Consider the following 18,339-nt stretch of genomic DNA (forward strand, 5'->3'; position numbering starts at 1 on the left):
GCCTTTCTTGTCAAGGGAAAACCTGACCAGGCGCAGTTCTGGCCCCGGTCTCTCTCCTGTGCGGCGACGGGCCCGACGGGCGGGTGGCGAGAGTGGGGGGAGGATAGTCAGGATTGAGTTGAACTGTTGCAAATACTGGATCAGGAGCGGCCGTTGCTGTACGACGCGAGGATGCCACTGTCTCAGTACCACGTTAGTTCGCAAAGGCTTAGATGATACCACTTTCTCCTTTGAATAACCATATCCGGTAGGAATTATGTTACTCTACCGCACTGATCAACGACCTCATGGCAACAAAATAACAGCAGCAAGGAGCTTTCATGATTTTTTTTGCTATTCTCTTTAAGGCGATTGCCTGGATCGTTGTCTTCCGTTCTGCCTTGAAGGCGGACGGTCGAGGGATGCTGTTGCGTGCCGCGGCCATCGCCGTCACACTGACCGTGGCTGACCGATTCAGCGTCGCTGCCAATCTGCGCCTCTCCGCGCACCTGCTCACCCTGTTCCTTTACCTGCTCATGTCGTTCAGCCTCATTCCCGCCGCCTGGAAAGTTCGTAACTCCATGTTTTCCTCGGCATGCGGGGTGGTGGGGACGCTGGGCGCACTGGCTGGGGTGAATTTCACCATGGATCTCGTGCGTGGCCTGGTTCCGTTTCTGAACCGCTAGCCCCCCAGGCCACGCCTGCTATACTGCTCCGGTCACCGCCGGATATGGAGGAAGCCATGCGTCTTGCCGCGTCTTTGTTACTGTTCGCTCTGCTCGCCCTGCCGGTTTCCGGCTGGTCCGCCTCGGACCAGGTCCACCTTTCCAAGGGGCAGACGGTGTACGTCCCTGTCTACTCCAACGTCTTCAGCGGACCGCGCAACCTGCCGTACCAACTGGCCGCTACCTTGAGCATCAGGAACACGGATATGGATTCGTGGCTGCGCATCACCGCCATCGACTACTACGACACCAGCGGCAAGCTCCTGCGCCGCTACCAGGACAAGCCGGTCTCTCTAGCGCCGCTTGCCAGCACCTACGTCCACATCGAGGAGAAGGACGTGGCGGGTGGCTTCGGCGCCAACTTCATCGTGAAGTGGCAGGCAGACCGCACCATCAATGCCCCTATCATCGAATCGGTCATGATAGGCGCCACTTCCGGACAGGGGATTTCCTTCGTCAGCCCCGGACAGGTGGTCCGTCCGGGCATCAGGTAGTCTGCCGCCGCACGTTCGTGCGGGAGGAGCAGCCGTGACTCAACCGGGGAAACGCCAGCGCAACCGCCCTGACCAGCGAGCGCAGCTTCAGCTCCCCTGGCACAGCCTCGAGCCGGACGAGGTCTACCGCCGCCTGCAGACCGGCGCGGAGGGACTCGATCCTGCCGAGGCGGCGCTACGGCTTACCCGCTTCGGCGCCAACGAACTGACCGCCGCTCAGCCTATCTCGCCCTGGCCTGTCTTCTTCCGGCAATTCAAAAACGTCCTCATCGTCATCCTGTTCATCGCCGCCTTCCTCTCGGCACTGCTGGGCCATGCCGTCGAGGCGGTCACCATCGCGGTCATCGTCGTTTTCGCGGCGCTGCTGGGATTCTGGCAGGAGTACCGGGCGGAGCGGGCCCTTGAGGCCTTGCGACGCATGGCGGCGCCCGATGCCGCCGTACTGCGGGGCGGGACCGAGGTGACGGTGCCGGCCCGGGACCTGGTGCCGGGCGACCTGCTCCTGTTGCGCCCCGGCGACCGGGTCGCCGCCGACGTAAGGCTCACCGAGGCCTTCAACCTGCAGCTCGACGAGGCGGCGCTGACTGGAGAGTCGCTGCCGGTCGACAAAAAGGCCGCGCAGCTCTTCCCTCAGGAAACGCCGCTTGCCGAGCGCGGCAACATGGTCTACGCCGGCACGGTGGTGAGTTACGGCCGTGGCGCTGGGATAGTGGTCGCTACCGCTATGCAGACCGAGTTCGGCGGCATCGCCCGGATGATCTCCGGCATCGAGACCGGCCGGACCCCGCTGCAGGAAAACCTGGACCGGGTTGGCAATCTTCTGGCACGCGCCGCCCTGGTCGCGGTCGGCGTCATCGTCGTCGCCGGGTTGCTGCGCGGCGAAGCGTTCGTGGAGATGCTCCTCTTCGGCATTGCCCTCGGCGTCGCGGCGGTACCTGAGGCCCTTCCCGCCGTGGTCACCATCTCGCTCGCCCTGGGTGTGCAGCGCATGGTCAAGCGCCACGCCCTGATGCGGCGCCTGGCGGCTGTGGAGACCCTGGGGAGCACCACGGTGATCTGCTCCGACAAAACCGGGACGCTCACCAGAGACGAGATGACGGTGCGCCGCCTGTACTGCGCCAATCAATGGTACGAGCTCTCCGGCGCCGGCTACGCCCCGGAAGGAGATTTCTCCGCACGGGGGAGGGCGGAGTTACCGAGCGTGACGCTGGTTGAGCTGCTGCGCGTGGGCATGCTGGCGTGCGATGCCAGGGTGGTCTGGGACGATGCTGCCGGGCGCTGGACGGCGCAGGGGGACCCCACCGAGGCGGCTCTGGTGGTGGCCGCGGCCAAGGCGGGGCTGTCCCAGGCCGAGCTTGCCATGCGCTACCCGCGCCTGGACGAGATCCCCTTCAGCTCGGAGCGCAAGCGGATGACGACGCTGCACGCCGAGGGGCCGGCCCTGGTCGCGTGCGCCAAGGGCGCCCCCGAGGTGATCCTCTCCGCCTGCATCACTCAGCTGACCGGGGAGGGGGAGCGCCCGCTGGACCAGGCGTCGCTTGAGGAGATCGCTAAGGCAGCCGCCGAAATGGCCGCCGGGGCGCTGCGCGTACTGGCCGTTGCCCGCAAGCACGACACCGACCGCCCCGAGGCCGAGAGCGGCATGACCTTCCTCGGCCTGGTGGGGATGATCGATCCCCCCCGTCCCGAGGCCCGCGCCGCCATCGTTGTCTGCCGCGAGGCAGGCATCCGCCCGGTGATGATCACCGGGGATCATCCGGTCACCGCCGCTGCCGTGGCGCGGGAGTTGGGGCTTTTGGACCAGGGGCGCGTCATCACCGGCGCCGAGCTGGAGCGGATGGACGACGCGACGCTGGAGCATGAGGTGGGTGCCATCAGCGTCTACGCGCGGGTCTCCCCCGCGCACAAGCTCCGGGTCGTCGCCGCGCTGCAAAAGCAGGGCGAGGTGGTCGCCATGACCGGTGACGGCGTCAACGATGCACCAGCGCTCAAGAAGGCGGACATCGGCATCGCCATGGGGATCACCGGCACCGCGGTCAGCAAGGAGGCCGCCGCCATGACCCTGACCGACGACAACTTCGCTTCCATCGTCGCCGCGGTGGAGGAGGGTCGGGCGATCTTCGACAACATCAAGAAGTACCTGATGTACCTGCTCGCTTCCAACACCGGCGAGATCGGACTGATGATGGGCGCTATGCTGGCGGGGCTGCCACTGCCGCTGGGCGCGGTGCAGATCCTCTACGTGAACCTGGCCACCGACGGTCTCCCCGCCCTGGCGCTCGCGGTCGACCCCGCAGAACCCGGCCTGATGCGCCGTCCCCCCAGGGACGCCTCACGGGGGATCTTCAGCCGTACCGTGGTGACGCTGGTACTGGTGGGGGGGGGCTGGTCCGCGCTGGTCAACCTGGCACTTTTTGCCTGGGCCCGAGCATCCGGGTGTTCCGACGCTGAGGCCATGACGGTTACCTTCGTGTCGCTGGTGCTGATACAGTTTTTCAACGCCTACAGCTTCCGTTCGGACCGCGATTCCATCTTCAGGCGCCCCTTCGCCAACAGGTGGCTGAACCGCGCCGTCCTCTGGGAGATCTGTCTGCTGTTGGTGGTGGTCTACCTGCCGGTTATGCACCGACCCTTCGGCACCTTCTCCTTGACACTGCCGGACTGGGGGGGCATCATCCTTGCTTCGGGATCGATCGTCCCGGTCCTCGAACTGGCCAAGTGGTATGCTCGGCGCTGCGCGCCGCATAGAAAATAGAGCGAGGTTTCATGGATTTTCACGGTTTACGCGACATCGTCGTGCTCTTCGGTCTAGCTCTGTTTACCGTGGTAGTACTGCGCAGGTTCAAATTCCCCTCCATCATCGGCTTTCTGATCACCGGCGTGCTGGCCGGCCCCTATGCCCTGGGCTTCATCAGGAACACCCACCAGGTCGAGCAGATGGCCGAGTACGGCGTGGTGCTCCTGCTGTTCACCATCGGCATCGAGTTGTCCCTGAAGGAATTGATGCGCATCCGCCACATGGTGTTGCTCGGTGGCGGTCTGCAGCTCGTGCTGACCATTGCCGCCGTTGCCGGGCTGGGCGCGGTGGGGGGCTTCCCGCTGTCCCAGGCCGTCTTCTTCGGCTTCCTCGTGGCGCTCTCCTCGACCGCAATTCTGATGAAGTTGATGATGGACGCCGGCGAGATGGATACGCCGCAAGGCAAGGCCGCGCTCGGCATCCTCATCTTCCAGGACCTCTGCATCGTCCCCCTGATGCTGTTCACCCCATTCCTCGCCGGTGGCGGCAAGGGGCTGGCCGACATCGCCCTGGTCTCGGCCAAGGCCGGGGCCGTCATCGTAGGCGCCCACTACGGCGCCCGCTTTGCGGTGCCGTGGCTCTTCGAACAGGTGGTGAAGACCAGGAGCCGCGAACTCTTCGTGCTCTCCATCATCTTCGTCGGCATGGGGACCGCGTGGATTACGGCGCAGGTGGGGCTCTCGCTGGCCCTCGGGGCGTTCATCGCCGGGCTTGCCATCTCGGAATCGGAGTACAGCCACCAGGCCCTCAGTGACATCATGCCTTTCCGCGAGGCCTTCATGAGCCTCTTTTTCATCTCGGTCGGCATGCTGTTAAAGCCCGCCATCCTGTTCAAGTTCCCGCTGCTCCTGCTCGGCCTAGTTCTTTCCATAATCGTGGTCAAGGCGCTACTCGCCTCGGCGGCCGGCATCGCCCTCGGGCTCCCCATGCGCATCGCCCTCATCGCTGGACTGTCCCTGGCCCAGATCGGGGAGTTCTCCTTCGTCCTGTCCAGCAGCGGGCTCAAGTACGGCCTGCTCACCCCGGAGACCTACCAGCTCTTCCTGGGTGCCTCCATCGCCACCATGGCGCTCACGCCGCTTTGCATGAAGCTGGCCGGGCCGGTGGCTGACTTTCTGACTGCCACGCTGCCGCACTCCTGGACTCGCGGCCGGAGTAGCCTCGCGCAAAACGGCGACAAGGCCGGCTACCGGGACCACGTCATCATCGTCGGCTACGGCGTCAACGGCAAGAACCTGGCGCGTACCTTGAATAACCTGGAGATCCCGCGCGTCATCGTCGAGACCAACCCCTTTACGGTGCGCGGCCTGAGGAGGGAAGGGGAGGAGATCATTTTCGGTGACGCGTCGAAGCCCGAGATCCTGGAGCATGCCGGCATCCACGAGGCCCGCATCGTGGTGGTGGCTATCTCCGACGCCGCTGCCAGCCGGCGCATCGCGGCGCAGGCCCGGTCCATGAACGCGTCCATTCACGTCATCGTGCGCACCAGGTACCTGCTGGAGATGGAGCCGTTGTTCCGGCTGGGGGTGAACGAGGTCATCCCCGAGGAGTTCGAGACCTCGGTGGAGATCCTGTTTCGCGTACTGAAGCGCTTCCTGATCCCGCAGGACGTGATCGAGGACTGCATCGCGGAGGTCAGGCGCGACGGCTACGACATGCTGCGCAGTGTGAGCAAGCGCCACAGCCATGCCGTCGGCATCGCGGGCTTTCTTTCCGGCGCCGAGATCGGCAGCTTCCGGGTGCGCAGGAACGCGCCCATAGAGGGGGAGCGTCTAAGGGGAGGGATGCTTCGATCCCAATCCGGGGCCACCGTCGTGGCGGTCAAGAGGGGGGACGACATCGCCGCCAACCCCGACCCTGTCTGGGAGTTTTGGGAGGGGGACATCGTACTTCTCCTGGGCACCCCCGACCAAATGCGCGCCGCCGCTAAGCTTTTCGAGCCGACTTGAGACCGGCGCAAGGAACTGCCGGCTCCCAGTCGCGCCTTTCCCCGCTTCAGTAACCGCACTTTGACGCCGAAAGGTGTAGAATGTACCGCCCCCCCCGGGGGGGCGCCACTTATTAACGCAAAAGGAGTTCTCGCATATGCACGACAAGGAAAAGAATATCCTTTGCCCCGATGATATCTGTGAACTGGAGGCGCTCCCCATGGACGCCGCAGGCCTGGTCAAGGATTTCAAACACCACTACTTCCATCACCTGGGGCGGGACAAGTTCTGCAGCAACACCCGCTATCACTATCAAGCCCTTGCCTACACCATCCGCGAGCGCCTGATCGAGCGCTGGAACAATACCCGCTACGCCTATATCAACGCCAACACCAAGACAGGCTACTACCTCTCGCTGGAATTCCTGATGGGGCGTGCGCTCGGTAACGCGGTGCTCAACCTGGGTCTGGACGAGCCGGTCGCGGAGGCGATGCAGAAGTACGGTCTGCAATTGGAGGAGCTAGCCGACCAGGAGATCGACGCGGGCCTGGGCAACGGCGGTCTCGGCCGCCTGGCCGCCTGCTTTTTGGATAGCTGCGCCACGCTGCAGCTGCCGGTGATGGGGTACGGCATCCGCTACGAGTACGGCATGTTCCGCCAGCGTATCGAGGACGGCCGCCAGGTCGAGGAGCCGGACCACTGGCTGCGCGACGGCAACCCGTGGGAGATGGAGCGCCCCGAGTACACCCAGCGGGTCCGCTTCGGCGGGCGCTGCGAAACCAGGCGCAACGAGGACGGCACCGTGAGCTTCTGCTGGCTCGACACCCACGACGTGATCGCGGTCCCGTACGACCTCCCCATCCCCGGCTATAGGAACGGGACCGTCAACACGCTGCGGCTCTGGAAGGCCGCTGCCACCGACGTCTTTGACCTGGGGGAGTTCAACGCCGGCAGCTACACCGAGTCCGTCGCCATGAAGAACGAGGCGGAGAACATCACCATGGTGCTCTACCCCAACGACGCCAGTGAAAACGGCAAGGCGCTCAGGCTCAGGCAGCAGTACTTCCTGGCCTCGGCCAGCCTGCAGGACGTCCTGCAGCGCTGGATCTCGCGGCAGGGCAAAACTTTCGACCACTTCGCGGAGCGCAACTGCTTCCAGTTGAACGACACCCACCCAAGCTGCGCCGTTCCGGAGCTGATGCGCCTGCTCATGGACGAGCAGGGACTCTCCTGGGACGAGGCATGGCAGATCACCACCAGGACCATGGCCTACACCAACCACACCCTGCTCCCGGAAGCGCTGGAGAAGTGGTCCGTACCCCTGTTCAGACAGCTCCTGCCGCGTCTTCTTGACATCATCCTGGAGATCAACGCCCGCTTTCTCGGCGAGGTCGCCAGCCGCTGGCCCGGCGACAGCGAGCGCCTGCGCAACATGTCCATCATCGAGGAAGGGGACGTGCAGCAGGTCCGCATGGCCTACCTCGCCATCGTCGGCAGTTTCTCGGTCAACGGCGTGGCGGCCCTGCACTCAGAATTGTTGGTCCAGGGGCTGTTCCGCGACTTCTACGAGCTGTGGCCGGAGAAGTTTAACAACAAGACCAACGGTGTTACCCCGCGCCGCTGGCTCGGGCGCTGCAACCCCGGGCTCACCAGGCTGCTCGCCTCCAGGATCGGCGACGGCTTCGTGGCCGACCTCTACAAGATCTCCGAGGCGGTTCGTTTCGCCGACGACCCGGAGTTCCGCAGGGAGTGGCATGAGGTCAAAAGGACCAACAAGGAGCGGCTGGCCGCCCTGGTGCAGGAACAGTGCGGCGTCGCCTTCAACCCCGACAGCCTCTTCGACGTCCAGGTGAAAAGAATCCACGAGTACAAGCGTCAGCTTCTGAACGTGCTGCACGTGATCCACCTCTACGACCGCATCAAGCGCGGCGATACCGACGGCTGGACCAACCGCTGCGTGCTGATCGGCGGCAAGGCCGCCCCCGGCTACTACATGGCCAAGCTGATCATCAAGCTGATCAGCAACGTAGCGCGCGTGGTGAACGAGGACCCGGTGGTGGGGGACCGGCTCAAGGTTGCATTCCTTCCCAACTACCGCGTCACCGCCATGGAGGTCATCTGCCCCGGCACCGATCTCTCCGAGCAGATCTCCACCGCCGGCAAGGAAGCCTCCGGCACCGGGAACATGAAGTTCATGATGAACGGGGCGATCACCATCGGCACCCTGGACGGCGCCAACATCGAGATCCGCGAGGAAGTAGGGGACGAGAACTTCTTCGTCTTCGGTCTCACGGCCGAGGAGGTGGAGCGCGCGCGCCGCACCTACAATCCCGCCGGCATCGTCGCCGCCGACCCGGAACTGGAGCGGGTCATGCAGCTTCTCACCAGCGGGCACTTCAACATGTTCGAGAAGGGGATCTTCGAGCCTATCGTGAAAGCGATCATGAGCCCGAGCGACCCCTGGATGGTTGCCGCCGACTTCCGCAGCTTCGTCCGGGCGCAGAGGCAGGCCGCCGAGGCCTACCTGGACCGGGAGGCGTGGGTCCGGATGAGCATCGTCAACAGTGCCCGCAGCGGCAAGTTCTCCACCGACCGGACCATCACCGAGTACAACGAGGGGATCTGGCACCTGCGCGCGGTGGACCCGCAGGCCGAAAGGTAGCTCGCGACTGCGTCAACTTCTCCTCAAGATTCCTTCGGGACAGCCGATACGTCAGACAAAGTGTCGAGACACACGGTGTAACAGCCGGACCTTGTGCAGCCCGCGTGTCAGAAGCTGGTTGAGAGATTGATTCAGAAACTTTCGGAGGAATAAATGTCTACCGCCAATCTGCCGATCAAAAAGGGTGAGTCGAGCAACGAACTGATCCAGCTGGTGAGCTTCAACCTGGGCGCAGAAGAGTACGCCGTCGAGGTGCTGAAGGTGCGCGAGATCATCAGGATGACCCCCATTACCCACATTCCCAACACCCCGCCCAGCGTAGAGGGGATCATCAACCTGCGCGGCAAGGTGATACCGATTATCTCGCTGAGGAACCGGTTCAGCATGTGCAGCACCGACGACGACCAGCACACCAGGATCATGGTCATGGACATCGACGGCAAGCTCATGGGGTTCATCGTCGACGGCGTTTCCGAGGTGATCAGGATCTCCAGCGGCGAGATCCAGCCCCCGCCCAGCATCGCCGCGGGCGGTGTGGACCAGGACTTTATCTGCGGGGTCATAAAGCACGGCGAGCAGTTGCTGCTCATGCTGCAGCTTGACCGCATGTTCACCAGCGCCGAGCAGGACGCCTTCTCCAATTTCGGGTAACGACGACGGAGAGTCCCATTCCCCCGGGGAGGGGAGGGGCAGGGCGAAAGAATCGAGAAAAGGACGGGGGACCGGCATGACGTCGGCCCCCGTTTTTACTAACGACCGGATTGGGCTTGGAAAGGCCGGTGAACGTTTTACGGTGCACGACCGGGGACGGGTCAGGCTCCTTTTGAACAGGATGTGTCGGAAAGTTGAACACTTTTTGGCCGGGTGACCGCCATCTCGTCTCATCCTTCTCCGGGGCAGCCGGCTTTGTGGCGCGAAAACAGCGGGTTAATACTATTGTCGCTGACTGGACGGCACTTTCGTTTCTGGCACTGTCTGTGCTATTAACAACTCAGGCCGTGGCGCACCGCACCAATTCCGTAAAGCATGCAAACTCGGCCGGGTAAGGAGCCCCTCTGATGGAATACCTGAGCTATGGCTACGAAAGTATCCTCTACATCGTCCTGGTATTGGTCCTATGCCATTTGGTGCTGGACGTGCTGCCGCCTTGGTACAAGCGCACACGCCACCTACTCGCGTCGATGCCGCTCAGGATCGCCAGCGGGCTCTTGATCATCATCATCTCCTTTTTCCTTTTGTAGCAGCGGGCTCTCCTCGCGCACCTGACTGCCGACAGGCCATGTATCAACACACAACAAGGCCGGGACTATCGTCCCGGCCTTGTCTCGTTTTGGGTCCAGAGATTTCCCGACGTTACAGCGACAATAGCCGGTCGGGACAATTCGTAAGTTAGATTTGTTAAATTGAAATTGACAAATGTGTCCTATGAAAATATAGTCGCCGACATCTCGATGCCGTGAGGTAGCTGTGAGGTCTTGCCGCAAGCGCTTCCGGGAGAGTTTGCCGCTGTCTGCCTCCTGCCTCTGGAGCGGCCCGAGAAACCACTTCAAGGAGGTTCTAGATGTCACACAACAGATGGACGGCTTTTCCTGCAGTATCGCTTCTCCTGTCAGTCGCCTGCGTTTCTCCTGCCACCGCTGCCGATTTGGTAGTCAGTGGTGGGGTGCAGACCCTGTCGGGTGAGCAGAGCTTTGACAATGTCAGTATTATCAATGGCGGCAAGTTGTACGTTGCCCCTTACAACGGGTCGACCGGGGGCTATTTGAAGCTCAAGGCGAACAAGGTCGTCGTCGACGCCACGTCGTCGATCATAGCCGATGGCAGAGGCTACCGGGGTGCGTTCAACAGCCCCGGTGAAGGCCCGGGAGCTGGTGGCATCGGGAGCATCGATGGCGGCGGCGGTGGCGCGTATGGCGGCAAAGGCGGTAACGGCGTGACCGATGGAGGATGGAGAGTGGATGGTCTCGGCGGTTTACCGTACGGGAGCGCGGACACGCTCAGCATCGAAATGGGATCTTCTGCCGGAGCGGCTGGTTACGTGGATTACTCGTACAACGACGGTGGTTTCGGCGGCAATGGTGGCGGCGCACTCTGGATCGAGGCTGAAAACATCAGCAACGCGGGAACAATCTCTGCCAACGGAGATGACGGCAAAATTTACTACAACGACTCCACCGGCGGCGGGGCAGGGGGGGGCATCCTCCTCTACGGCAACACCATCGTCAACACGGGAAGCCTCAAAGCCAACGGCGGTGGTGGCGGGGCCTACGGCTGCGGCACGCCGGGCATGTGCGGGCAGGACGACGGCGGCGGCGGTGGTGGCGGCGGCAGGATCAAGATCTTCTACGGATCGCTGCAGAATTCCGGAACTGTTTCCGTTGCCGGGGGCAGAGGTGGTCTGTACGCTGCCGCAGGGAGCAACGGTACCTTCTTCAGCATCGCCAAGGCGGCTCCCCCCATTGCCAACGCCGGCGCCGACATTTCCTTCAACGAGGGAACCGTCGTGGTCCTGGACGGGTCCGCAAGTAGCTCTGTCAGCGGGGATGCGTTGTCCTACACCTGGTCGCAGATCGCGGGCACCCCGGTAGCCTTGAACATGGCTGACACGGTTCATCCGAACTTCGTCGCCCCTCTGGTGTCCGCGGGCGGGAGCACGCTTACCTTCCAGTTGATCGTCAAGGATACCCACTTCCCGAGCGCCCCTGATACCGTCAACGTCACGATCAAGAACATCAATCATCCGCCGGAGGCCATTGCGGGTGACGACCAGACGGTCGCCGAGAAGTCGCCGGTGCAACTGGACGGTTCGGTAAGCTGGGATCTGGATGGTGAAGACCTCACCTACACCTGGGAGCAGGTAGCCGGGCCTGCGGTGCCGATGGCCGAGACCAACGCAGTGTCCCCGACCTTCCTTGCCCCTTCGGTAGGCGTCGAAGGTGCGAGACTCACCTTCATGCTTTCCGTGACTGACGGGATCGACACTGATACCGACACGGTCGACATCGTGGTGGAGAACGTAAACCACGCCCCGGTTGCCAATGCCGGTACCGATCTGACCTACAACGAAGGGAGCCTGGTCACACTCAATGGTACGTCGAGCAGCGATCCCGACCTCGACGCCCTGAGCTACACCTGGAGCCAGGTAGGCGGGCCGGCGGTCATCCTGTCCGACGCCACCAGCCCCAATCCGACCTTCACCGCTCCGCTGGTGGGCATGGGTGGCGAGGATCTCACCTTCCAACTGGTGGTAAATGACGGCCTCGCGGCCAGCGAACTGGCGGACGAAGTGGTGGTCCACATCCTGAACGTCAACGATCCTCCCTCCTGCGTCAATGCCCAGGTGGTACCCGGCGCACTCTGGCCGCCCAACCACAAGCTGGTTCCGGTCACCATCACCGGCGTCAGCGACCCGGACAACGACAAGATAACCCTCACCATTACCGGCATCACGCAGGATGAAACCATCAACGGTCTTGGCGATGGCGATACCAGCCCCGATGCGGTGATCCAGGGTGACAAGGCCCTGCTGCGCGCGGAGCGTTCCGGCACCGGCAACGGCCGTGTCTACCGCATCAACTTCAACGCGGCTGACGGTCAAGGCGGCGCGTGCACCGGTTCCGTCACCGTCGGCGTACCTCACAGCAAGAACGATGCTATCGTTGACGATGGTCAGAACTACAATGCTCTCCAGCCCTAACCGGCTGAAGCTGTAATGTGCGGCGGCGGGGTATCTTCCCGCCGCCGTTTTTTATGGCGGGAATAACGTATCCGGCAGGCGGGATACGGCGCAGGTGAAACAGAAAAAGGCCGGGAATCTTTTCCCGGCCTTTTTGCGTCAGCTTCGTGGGGCACGCAAGTAGAGGGCGAATGATTATTCACCCCTACAGGGGGGGCGCTTGGTGTGGCTGGATTTGGAGGTCGAGCTTCAGGCGGCAGGACTCCTGGAGCAGGTCGCTTTTGGCCTTGGCCCCGTAGAGCTCGACCGACATATCCTCGTCACCGCCCAAAGTGAGCCGCAGGACGTCCTTTCCCAGGGCGCAGCCGATCTCCCGCACCACCGCGTTTCGGCGCCGGTCAAGGCCGTCGCATAACCTGAGGATGCCCCCCAACCGTGCCACCAGGAGCTGGTCCGCAGCCGACAGGCGGGTGTACTCGTCGTGCTTTTTCTTGGGCATGGATTTGCGGTGGTAGCGGGCGATGTTGGCCATCAGCTCGCGCTCGCGGGGGGTGAAGCCGAACAGGTCGGCGTGGCGTATCAGGTGGTAGGAATGCTTGTGGTGGCTGGAATAACTGATGAAATAGCCGACGTCGTGCATGATGGCGGCGGCTTCCAGGAGCCTCAGCTCCTTGTCGCCCCAGCCATAGCGCTGGGCCAGCGCCAGGAATATCTGCCGGGAAAGCCTGGCGACCTGCTGGGCGTGTCCCTCGTCGATGTGGCAGGAGCGGGCGAACTCCAGCGTGCTGTCGCGCCAGGAGCGCTTCTTCTTTTCCGGCAGCAGGTTGCGACGGCGCAGTCCGCGCAGGATGAGCCCCTCGCGGATGCCGCGCTCGTTCACCTTCAGGTGGTTCACCTGGAAGAAGTCCATCAGCTCGTCGACCGCGGTGACCCCGGCGATGATGATGTCGGAGCGGTCCGGGTTCAACCCGGGCAGGGCGCGGCGCTCCTTGTCGCTCTTGCGCACCAGCATGGCCAGAAGGTGCACCAACTCGGAGCGGAGCAGTTCGTAGCCGTGCAGGGAGTCGAACTTCTCGCCCCTCGACGCGGCTACCATGGCGGCGATGGAGGTGACGGTGCCCCCCGAGCCGAGCAGGCACTGCATCCCGGCGCGTTCCCCGGTGTAGGAGGCCTTAAGCGTCTTTCGCACATGCTTGCGCAGCTTCTGGTGTTCCGCTTGCTGCACGGGATCGCTTTTCAGAAAGCTCTCGGTGAGAAAGACCGCGCCCAGCTCCAGCGAAAGCATCTCCTCGGTGTGCGCTCCCAGCGCGCTAATCAGCTCGAGGCTCCCCCCTCCGATGTCGAAGATCAGGTGCCGCACCCCGTCGAGCTCGAAATTGTGTTGAGCGGAGAGGGCGGCCAATTCCGCTTCCTCCTCGCCGCTGATTACCTCGATCTCCAGGCCGGTCTGCTCCTTGACGGCCGCGACAAGCTCGGGCCCGTTGCTGGCCTTGCGCACCGCGCTGGTGGCCACCGCCTCGATGGAGGCGACCCGATAACCGTCGATGATCTTCTTCTGGCGTGACAGTGCCTCGATGGCGCGCTGCCACGCAGCGGGGGAGATGGCGCCGGTCTGGTGCAGCCCCTCGCCCAGACGCACCAGCACCTTCTCGTCATCGAGGATCTTGTACTTGCCGCTGCCTGCGGTCTCTACGATGATGCTGCGGATCGAGTTGGTGCCAATGTCGATGGCGGCCAGCCGGTTCTGTCTCAACGGCTACTCCTTGCGCATGATGGGATCGTAAGATTGTATCAGGACTGGACGGATTATGACAACCCGTGCCGGCGGGAGTGGTGACGCTTACGCCAAAGCCTTAAGCACTGCCTTTCTCGCTTTCTTGAACCCTTTGCGGACCTTCTTGAGAATGGCGTCCTCCAGTCCGGTGACTTTCTTTTCTGCCTTGTTAAGTATCTTTGCGATGCGCTTGGACCGCTTGTTGCCGAAATCGTGCATCTGCAACAGGGCGTTCTCGATCTTTTCAAGGTCGGCTCCGAGTTTCCTGCCGCACTTCTCGGACATCTCGCCCGCAAAACGGTCCCGGGTCGACTGGGCCAGGTTTTCCACCTTTTCCCGCACCCCGACCACCCGTTGCTGCATGAGCTGTGCGGGCGGTTGTTGATCGCCCAGCTCCATCCCGGCGAGGACCCGGGCCTGTTCCAGTATCGACCCGATATGGCGCCGGTTCACCCCGCGCACCTTGATCAAGCCATCCTCTCCTGCCTCGGCGATCTTGGCGAAGCTGTCGAATCCCGCATCGTACAGGCGCTTGCCCAAGACCGGGCCGACCCCTTTCATCCGTCTGAAATCTGCTGCTGACTGGACCATCTTTGACTCTCCTTGTGCGTTTTTTTGTCTTGCGCCGCCTCCCGGTCAGCCCCCCTGTCGCAGGCGGTCGAGGGCCTTGCCGCGCGAGGTGACGATCCTGCCGGTTCCGGTCACCAGTTGCAGGAACAGCGGTTCGCCGCTGCCGCTCGCGCTCCTTTTGAACGACACCGTTCCTCCCTTGGCCAGGGTGAGGTTGGCATCTTCGCCAAGAAGCGCCTGTGTCACCATGCCGAGGTCCGGCTCGTGTCCTACCAGGGCGACCTCGGTGACCTGCGGGTAGAGCTTCAACAGTTCGTCGAGTTTGTCCGGGCGGAAACCGGGAGAGAGCTGGGGCGCCACGATGAGCTCCCGCTTGTAGCGCAATTTTTCGGCCAGGATGTCGGCGGTCTGCACCGCGCGTATCAGCGGGCTGGTCAAGATCAGGTCGGGCTCGATGCCGAGTGTGGCGAGGCTTTTGGCTGCTTTGCGGAAACGTCTTCTGCCGCGCCGGGTGAGGTAGCGGTGCTCTTCAGGTACCTCGGCTGTTCTCTCAATGGCTTCCGCGTGTCGTACTATGTGGATGATCATGGGTGACCCCCTGGATTAAGCAACATTAAAGACTTTAGCGAATCTGTTTCGATTTGCAACCGGCTGTCTCAATCGGAGCGGAAAGGGTCTGGTAAAGATGCCGTCCTTATGCCGTGAGTGGCATGGCCGGTCGTGTGACTGAGAGGGGCGAATCGGGTGAGTGAGGCAGGTGCGGTAGATGGGGACGGCGCCCTCCCAATGGCGGGAGGACGCACGTTATTTAGCTCCTGTCGATGCGCGGGTGGCGGCGCGAGATGTTGTCAGCGCACCAACAGTTGCTCCAGGTTCTTGCTCATGGCGTCGGAGATCCCCTCGGAAGGAACCGAGCCGCCCACGCCTCTGAGCCAAAAGCGGTCGACGGCGACATCCCCCTGGGTGTCGACGGTCATCTTCACCGGGAACAGGCAGCGCATGCTGAAGTAGTCCAGCAGGTCTCCGAGGAACCCCAGCCGGTCCACCCCTTTCAACTCGACGAAGAGGCTGCCGTCGTGACACTTTGTCGGCTCCATGGTGAAGGAGAGGAGCTCGATCGGTGCCGCATTGTGGTTGGGCTCGGTACCAGCCAACCGCAGGAAGTCGATGGCTTCCGGGCTCCCGGCAAAAGGCGCGCTCTTTAGTTCGAAGCTCGAGCGCCAACTGCTGGCGTTGATCTTCTCGGCGCTCCCCCGCACGATCCCGACGCGGTGCTCCGCGAGCCCTGCAGCGAGTCTGCCGCTCCAGCCAGGGGCAAGGAAGCCGTACATCTCCAGGCGGTAGCCTCCGGGACGCGCGGGGATGCGCTCTATGGTGAAGCCGGTTTCGTGCAAGCCGGCACATGCCGTCTCTGTCGTTGACGCTTTCATGGTCGCTAAGCTGTTCATTGCCGCTCTCCTTTATGTGGCTGACGCTGCAGCGCGTCAGGGAATTTCAGGCTGCTGTGCCCTGCGTCTTGCCGGCGGTGCTCGCTATCGGTAGGAGAGCATCTCTTTGCCGCAGCCGGCGAGAAAGTCGAATACCTCGCAGCGGGTGACCAGGAAGCGGGGCATGTCCTGGTTCATCAGGTCCTCGAGGAAATGCAGGGTACGGGCGTCGTCCCGCTGCAGTTCGTTCATGACCGCCGTAAGCAGCGGCAGGATGTCGTAGATGTCGTCACGGTTGAACGGTACGTTATCGCCGGGACCGGCGAACTTGGCGTCGAACCGTGTCTGGGTGGCCTTCGGGTATTTGTATTTGAGATCGGAAGCAAGTATGGTGAGGCCCATTTCAACTCCTAGTGGCACCCGCATTTGGACGCGGTGCAGGCGGTGCGGCAGGTAGGGTGCGGTTGTGCCGCTTCCCTGTCGCGGTCATAGCCGTCGAGGGAAGCCCTGGTGACGAACCATCCCAGGTCGGAGAGGGTCCCCTGCAGCGTCTTCTGCTTCAGCAGCATGAGCACCCGGGTTTCGGTGGTGGCAAGTTCGCTGGCGGCCTCGGCCGCGGTGACGTGCGCAATTCCGTCGATGATCTCTGTCATGGCAGCTCCTCCTTGGGCTGCGGCTTTACATAGAACATGCCATCGAAGGCTTCACCGCCGGGAGGGCTGTTTTTACGGGTGGTTACCGGAATGGGGGCTGGCGGGCCACGCGCACCACCTGCATAGTAAATAATCACTCTGCCTGTTCGGATGCCATTGGTCTGCGACGATCTTGCTCTGGTCTACCCCGTGGGCGGGGTCCTCTGCGGCAGGTGATTGTGGCATTGCCACGACATATCTCGGTTGATAACCAAAGCCAGACATAGTAATCTGCACCGGTACTTTATCGTCGCCTGTGAGAGAGTTTATGCCGACACAATCGCAGCTTGAATCAGTGAACCGTTTGGTGGAAGCCGAACTGCCGTCGCTGGTTACCTTCTACAAGCACCTGCACGCCTGTCCCGAGCTGTCCGGGCAGGAACGTGCCACCGCCTCGCTGCTGGCGGGGGAACTGAAAGGGCTTGGCTTCACCGTTACCGAGGGAATCGGCAGGTACAGCAGGTTCGACTGGCCCGGCTTCGGCGTCCTGGCGGTGCTGGAGAACGGACCGGGGCCGACCCTTTTGCTGCGGGCGGACATGGACGCGCTGCCGGTGGAGGAAAAGACGGGACTCCCTTACGCGAGCACGGCGCGGGCGATCTACCGGGACGGCAACGAGGTGCCTGTGATGCACGCCTGCGGGCACGACGTGCATGTCGCCTGCCTGCTCGGCGCGGCCCGTGTACTGGCTCGCACCAGGGACGGCTGGGCCGGCACGCTGGTGCTCGTGGGGCAGCCGGGAGAAGAGGGGAGCGACGGCGCCCAGGCCATGATCGACGACGGCGCCTACCGGCTCTGCCCGAGGCCCGATTACGCCCTGGCGCTGCACAGCACCCTGTTCCTCAAGGCGGGGAGCGCGGGATATGCTCCGGGCAACTTCCTGGCCAGCTTCACCGAAGTCGAGGTGGTGGTGCGCGGCGTGGGGGCGCATGGTTCGGCCCCTGAGCATGGCAAGGATCCGGTGGTGATGGCGGCGCAGGTGGTACTTGCCCTGCAGACCATCGTGAGCCGCGAGGTTACCCCGCACCAGCCAGCCGTGGTCACCGTCGGCTCCATCCACGGCGGCGCCGCCTGCAACGTGATTCCCGAGGAGGTGGTGCTGCAACTGAGCATCAGGAGCTTCGACGACCGGGTGCGCGACCAGATCCTGGATTCGGTGCGGCGCATCTGCGCCGGCGTGGCCCTCGCTGCCGGGGTGCCGCAGGAGCGCTCGCCGGTCGTCTCCGTGCTCGCCTGCCATCCGGCGACCTACAACGATCCGATCCTTGCCGAGCGCGTGGCTGGCGCGTTGCGGGCGGCGCTCGGGGCGGACAACGTGGTCCGCTCGGCGGCGAAGATGGTGAGTGAGGATTTCGGTTCCTGGGGGCTTGGTGGCGAGATTCCAATCTGCATGTTCTGGCTTGGGGCTGCGGATCCGGTGCTTTTCGCGGAGGGGGAGCGTCAGGGAGTGTCGCTGCCGTCCCAGCATTCGCCGCTTTACGCCCCGCTCCCCGAGCCCACGCTGCGGGCCGGGGTGAAGGCCTTGGTCGCCGCCGCCTGCGACCTGCTCCCGATGGGGTAGGGTAGGGGCAGTACCAGCAAAAGGAAAGGGGCGCATCGTGCGATGCGCCCCTTT

Annotated in this window: 15 protein-coding genes; 9 read left to right on the plus strand and 6 right to left on the minus strand. The window is 63.2% G+C overall.

Translation table 11 applies throughout. The features are described 5' to 3' along the window. Positions 1 to 320: 320 nt before the first annotated feature. The 8 genes from JFN90_RS09005 to JFN90_RS09040 all read left to right on the plus strand — a co-directional run bounded on the left by JFN90_RS09005 (position 321) and on the right by JFN90_RS09040 (position 12,282). The gene (locus tag JFN90_RS09005; RefSeq protein ID WP_199394779.1) at positions 321 to 665 is read left to right on the plus strand and encodes a hypothetical protein; all 345 of its coding nucleotides are present in this window, start codon (positions 321 to 323) and stop codon (positions 663 to 665) included. A 56-nt stretch (positions 666 to 721) separates the two neighbouring features. Further along, the gene (locus JFN90_RS09010) at positions 722 to 1,198 is read left to right on the plus strand and encodes a DUF3124 domain-containing protein (RefSeq protein WP_199394780.1); all 477 of its coding nucleotides are present in this window, start codon (positions 722 to 724) and stop codon (positions 1,196 to 1,198) included. 34 nt (positions 1,199 to 1,232) lie between these two features. After that, complete coding sequence (locus JFN90_RS09015; RefSeq protein WP_199394781.1) at positions 1,233 to 3,953, plus strand: cation-translocating P-type ATPase; 2,721 nt, start codon at positions 1,233 to 1,235, stop codon at positions 3,951 to 3,953. An 11-nt stretch (positions 3,954 to 3,964) separates the two neighbouring features. Then, positions 3,965 to 5,944, plus strand: coding sequence for a monovalent cation:proton antiporter family protein (locus JFN90_RS09020; RefSeq protein WP_199394782.1), 1,980 nt, complete (start codon positions 3,965 to 3,967; stop codon positions 5,942 to 5,944). Between the two features lie 136 nt (positions 5,945 to 6,080). Next, positions 6,081 to 8,585 (plus strand): glycogen/starch/alpha-glucan phosphorylase, encoded by a 2,505-nt coding sequence (locus JFN90_RS09025; protein WP_199394783.1) that lies wholly within the window; start codon positions 6,081 to 6,083, stop codon positions 8,583 to 8,585. Between the two features lie 153 nt (positions 8,586 to 8,738). Next, on the plus strand, positions 8,739 to 9,236 hold the full coding sequence (locus JFN90_RS09030) for a chemotaxis protein CheW (protein ID WP_199394784.1): 498 nt from the start codon (positions 8,739 to 8,741) through the stop codon (positions 9,234 to 9,236). A gap of 407 nt (positions 9,237 to 9,643) precedes the next feature. Continuing rightward, on the plus strand, positions 9,644 to 9,826 hold the full coding sequence (locus tag JFN90_RS09035) for a hypothetical protein (RefSeq protein WP_199394785.1): 183 nt from the start codon (positions 9,644 to 9,646) through the stop codon (positions 9,824 to 9,826). Positions 9,827 to 10,146: 320 nt separating this feature from the next. Beyond that, entirely contained in the window at positions 10,147 to 12,282 is a 2,136-nt protein-coding gene (locus JFN90_RS09040) for a PKD domain-containing protein (protein ID WP_199394786.1), read from the plus strand. 184 nt (positions 12,283 to 12,466) lie between these two features. Here JFN90_RS09040 and JFN90_RS09045 read toward each other — a convergent pair whose 3' ends face one another. From JFN90_RS09045 to JFN90_RS09070, 6 genes are all read right to left on the minus strand, one after another. Beyond that, positions 12,467 to 14,014 (minus strand): Ppx/GppA phosphatase family protein, encoded by a 1,548-nt coding sequence (locus tag JFN90_RS09045; RefSeq protein ID WP_199394787.1) that lies wholly within the window; start codon positions 14,012 to 14,014, stop codon positions 12,467 to 12,469. Positions 14,015 to 14,101: 87 nt separating this feature from the next. Continuing rightward, positions 14,102 to 14,626, minus strand: coding sequence for a helix-hairpin-helix domain-containing protein (locus tag JFN90_RS09050; protein WP_199394788.1), 525 nt, complete (start codon positions 14,624 to 14,626; stop codon positions 14,102 to 14,104). A 45-nt stretch (positions 14,627 to 14,671) separates the two neighbouring features. Further along, entirely contained in the window at positions 14,672 to 15,193 is a 522-nt protein-coding gene (locus tag JFN90_RS09055) for a SixA phosphatase family protein (RefSeq protein WP_199394789.1), read from the minus strand. A gap of 260 nt (positions 15,194 to 15,453) precedes the next feature. Continuing rightward, positions 15,454 to 16,053 (minus strand): hypothetical protein, encoded by a 600-nt coding sequence (locus JFN90_RS09060; protein WP_199394790.1) that lies wholly within the window; start codon positions 16,051 to 16,053, stop codon positions 15,454 to 15,456. 84 nt (positions 16,054 to 16,137) lie between these two features. Then, positions 16,138 to 16,434, minus strand: coding sequence for a hypothetical protein (locus tag JFN90_RS09065; RefSeq protein WP_199394791.1), 297 nt, complete (start codon positions 16,432 to 16,434; stop codon positions 16,138 to 16,140). An 8-nt stretch (positions 16,435 to 16,442) separates the two neighbouring features. Then, positions 16,443 to 16,685: a hypothetical protein gene (locus JFN90_RS09070; RefSeq protein WP_199394792.1), complete on the minus strand. Its 243-nt coding sequence runs from the start codon at positions 16,683 to 16,685 to the stop codon at positions 16,443 to 16,445. Between the two features lie 307 nt (positions 16,686 to 16,992). Here JFN90_RS09070 and JFN90_RS09075 point away from each other — a divergent pair, with 307 nt between their 5' ends. Beyond that, the gene (locus tag JFN90_RS09075) at positions 16,993 to 18,285 is read left to right on the plus strand and encodes an amidohydrolase (RefSeq protein WP_199394793.1); all 1,293 of its coding nucleotides are present in this window, start codon (positions 16,993 to 16,995) and stop codon (positions 18,283 to 18,285) included. Positions 18,286 to 18,339 lie beyond the last annotated feature (54 nt).

Origin of the sequence: Geomonas propionica (assembly GCF_016458235.1) — a bacterium.
Taxonomy (GTDB): Bacteria; Desulfobacterota; Desulfuromonadia; order Geobacterales; family Geobacteraceae; genus Geomonas; species Geomonas propionica.

Bases quoted from the DNA above. Each gene is read 5' to 3' on its own strand.
- JFN90_RS09005 (WP_199394779.1), top strand. From the start codon at position 321: ATGATTTTTTTTGCTATTCTCTTTAAGGCGATTGCCTGGATCGTTGTC.
- JFN90_RS09010 (WP_199394780.1), top strand. From the start codon at position 722: ATGCGTCTTGCCGCGTCTTTGTTACTGTTCGCTCTGCTCGCCCTGCCG.
- JFN90_RS09020 (WP_199394782.1), top strand. From the start codon at position 3,965: ATGGATTTTCACGGTTTACGCGACATCGTCGTGCTCTTCGGTCTAGCT.
- JFN90_RS09025 (WP_199394783.1), top strand. From the start codon at position 6,081: ATGCACGACAAGGAAAAGAATATCCTTTGCCCCGATGATATCTGTGAA.
- JFN90_RS09030 (WP_199394784.1), top strand. From the start codon at position 8,739: ATGTCTACCGCCAATCTGCCGATCAAAAAGGGTGAGTCGAGCAACGAA.
- JFN90_RS09035 (WP_199394785.1), top strand. From the start codon at position 9,644: ATGGAATACCTGAGCTATGGCTACGAAAGTATCCTCTACATCGTCCTG.
- JFN90_RS09040 (WP_199394786.1), top strand. From the start codon at position 10,147: ATGTCACACAACAGATGGACGGCTTTTCCTGCAGTATCGCTTCTCCTG.
- JFN90_RS09050 (WP_199394788.1), bottom strand. From the start codon at position 14,626: ATGGTCCAGTCAGCAGCAGATTTCAGACGGATGAAAGGGGTCGGCCCG.
- JFN90_RS09055 (WP_199394789.1), bottom strand. From the start codon at position 15,193: ATGATCATCCACATAGTACGACACGCGGAAGCCATTGAGAGAACAGCC.
- JFN90_RS09060 (WP_199394790.1), bottom strand. From the start codon at position 16,053: ATGAACAGCTTAGCGACCATGAAAGCGTCAACGACAGAGACGGCATGT.
- JFN90_RS09065 (WP_199394791.1), bottom strand. From the start codon at position 16,434: ATGGGCCTCACCATACTTGCTTCCGATCTCAAATACAAATACCCGAAG.
- JFN90_RS09070 (WP_199394792.1), bottom strand. From the start codon at position 16,685: ATGACAGAGATCATCGACGGAATTGCGCACGTCACCGCGGCCGAGGCC.
- JFN90_RS09075 (WP_199394793.1), top strand. From the start codon at position 16,993: ATGCCGACACAATCGCAGCTTGAATCAGTGAACCGTTTGGTGGAAGCC.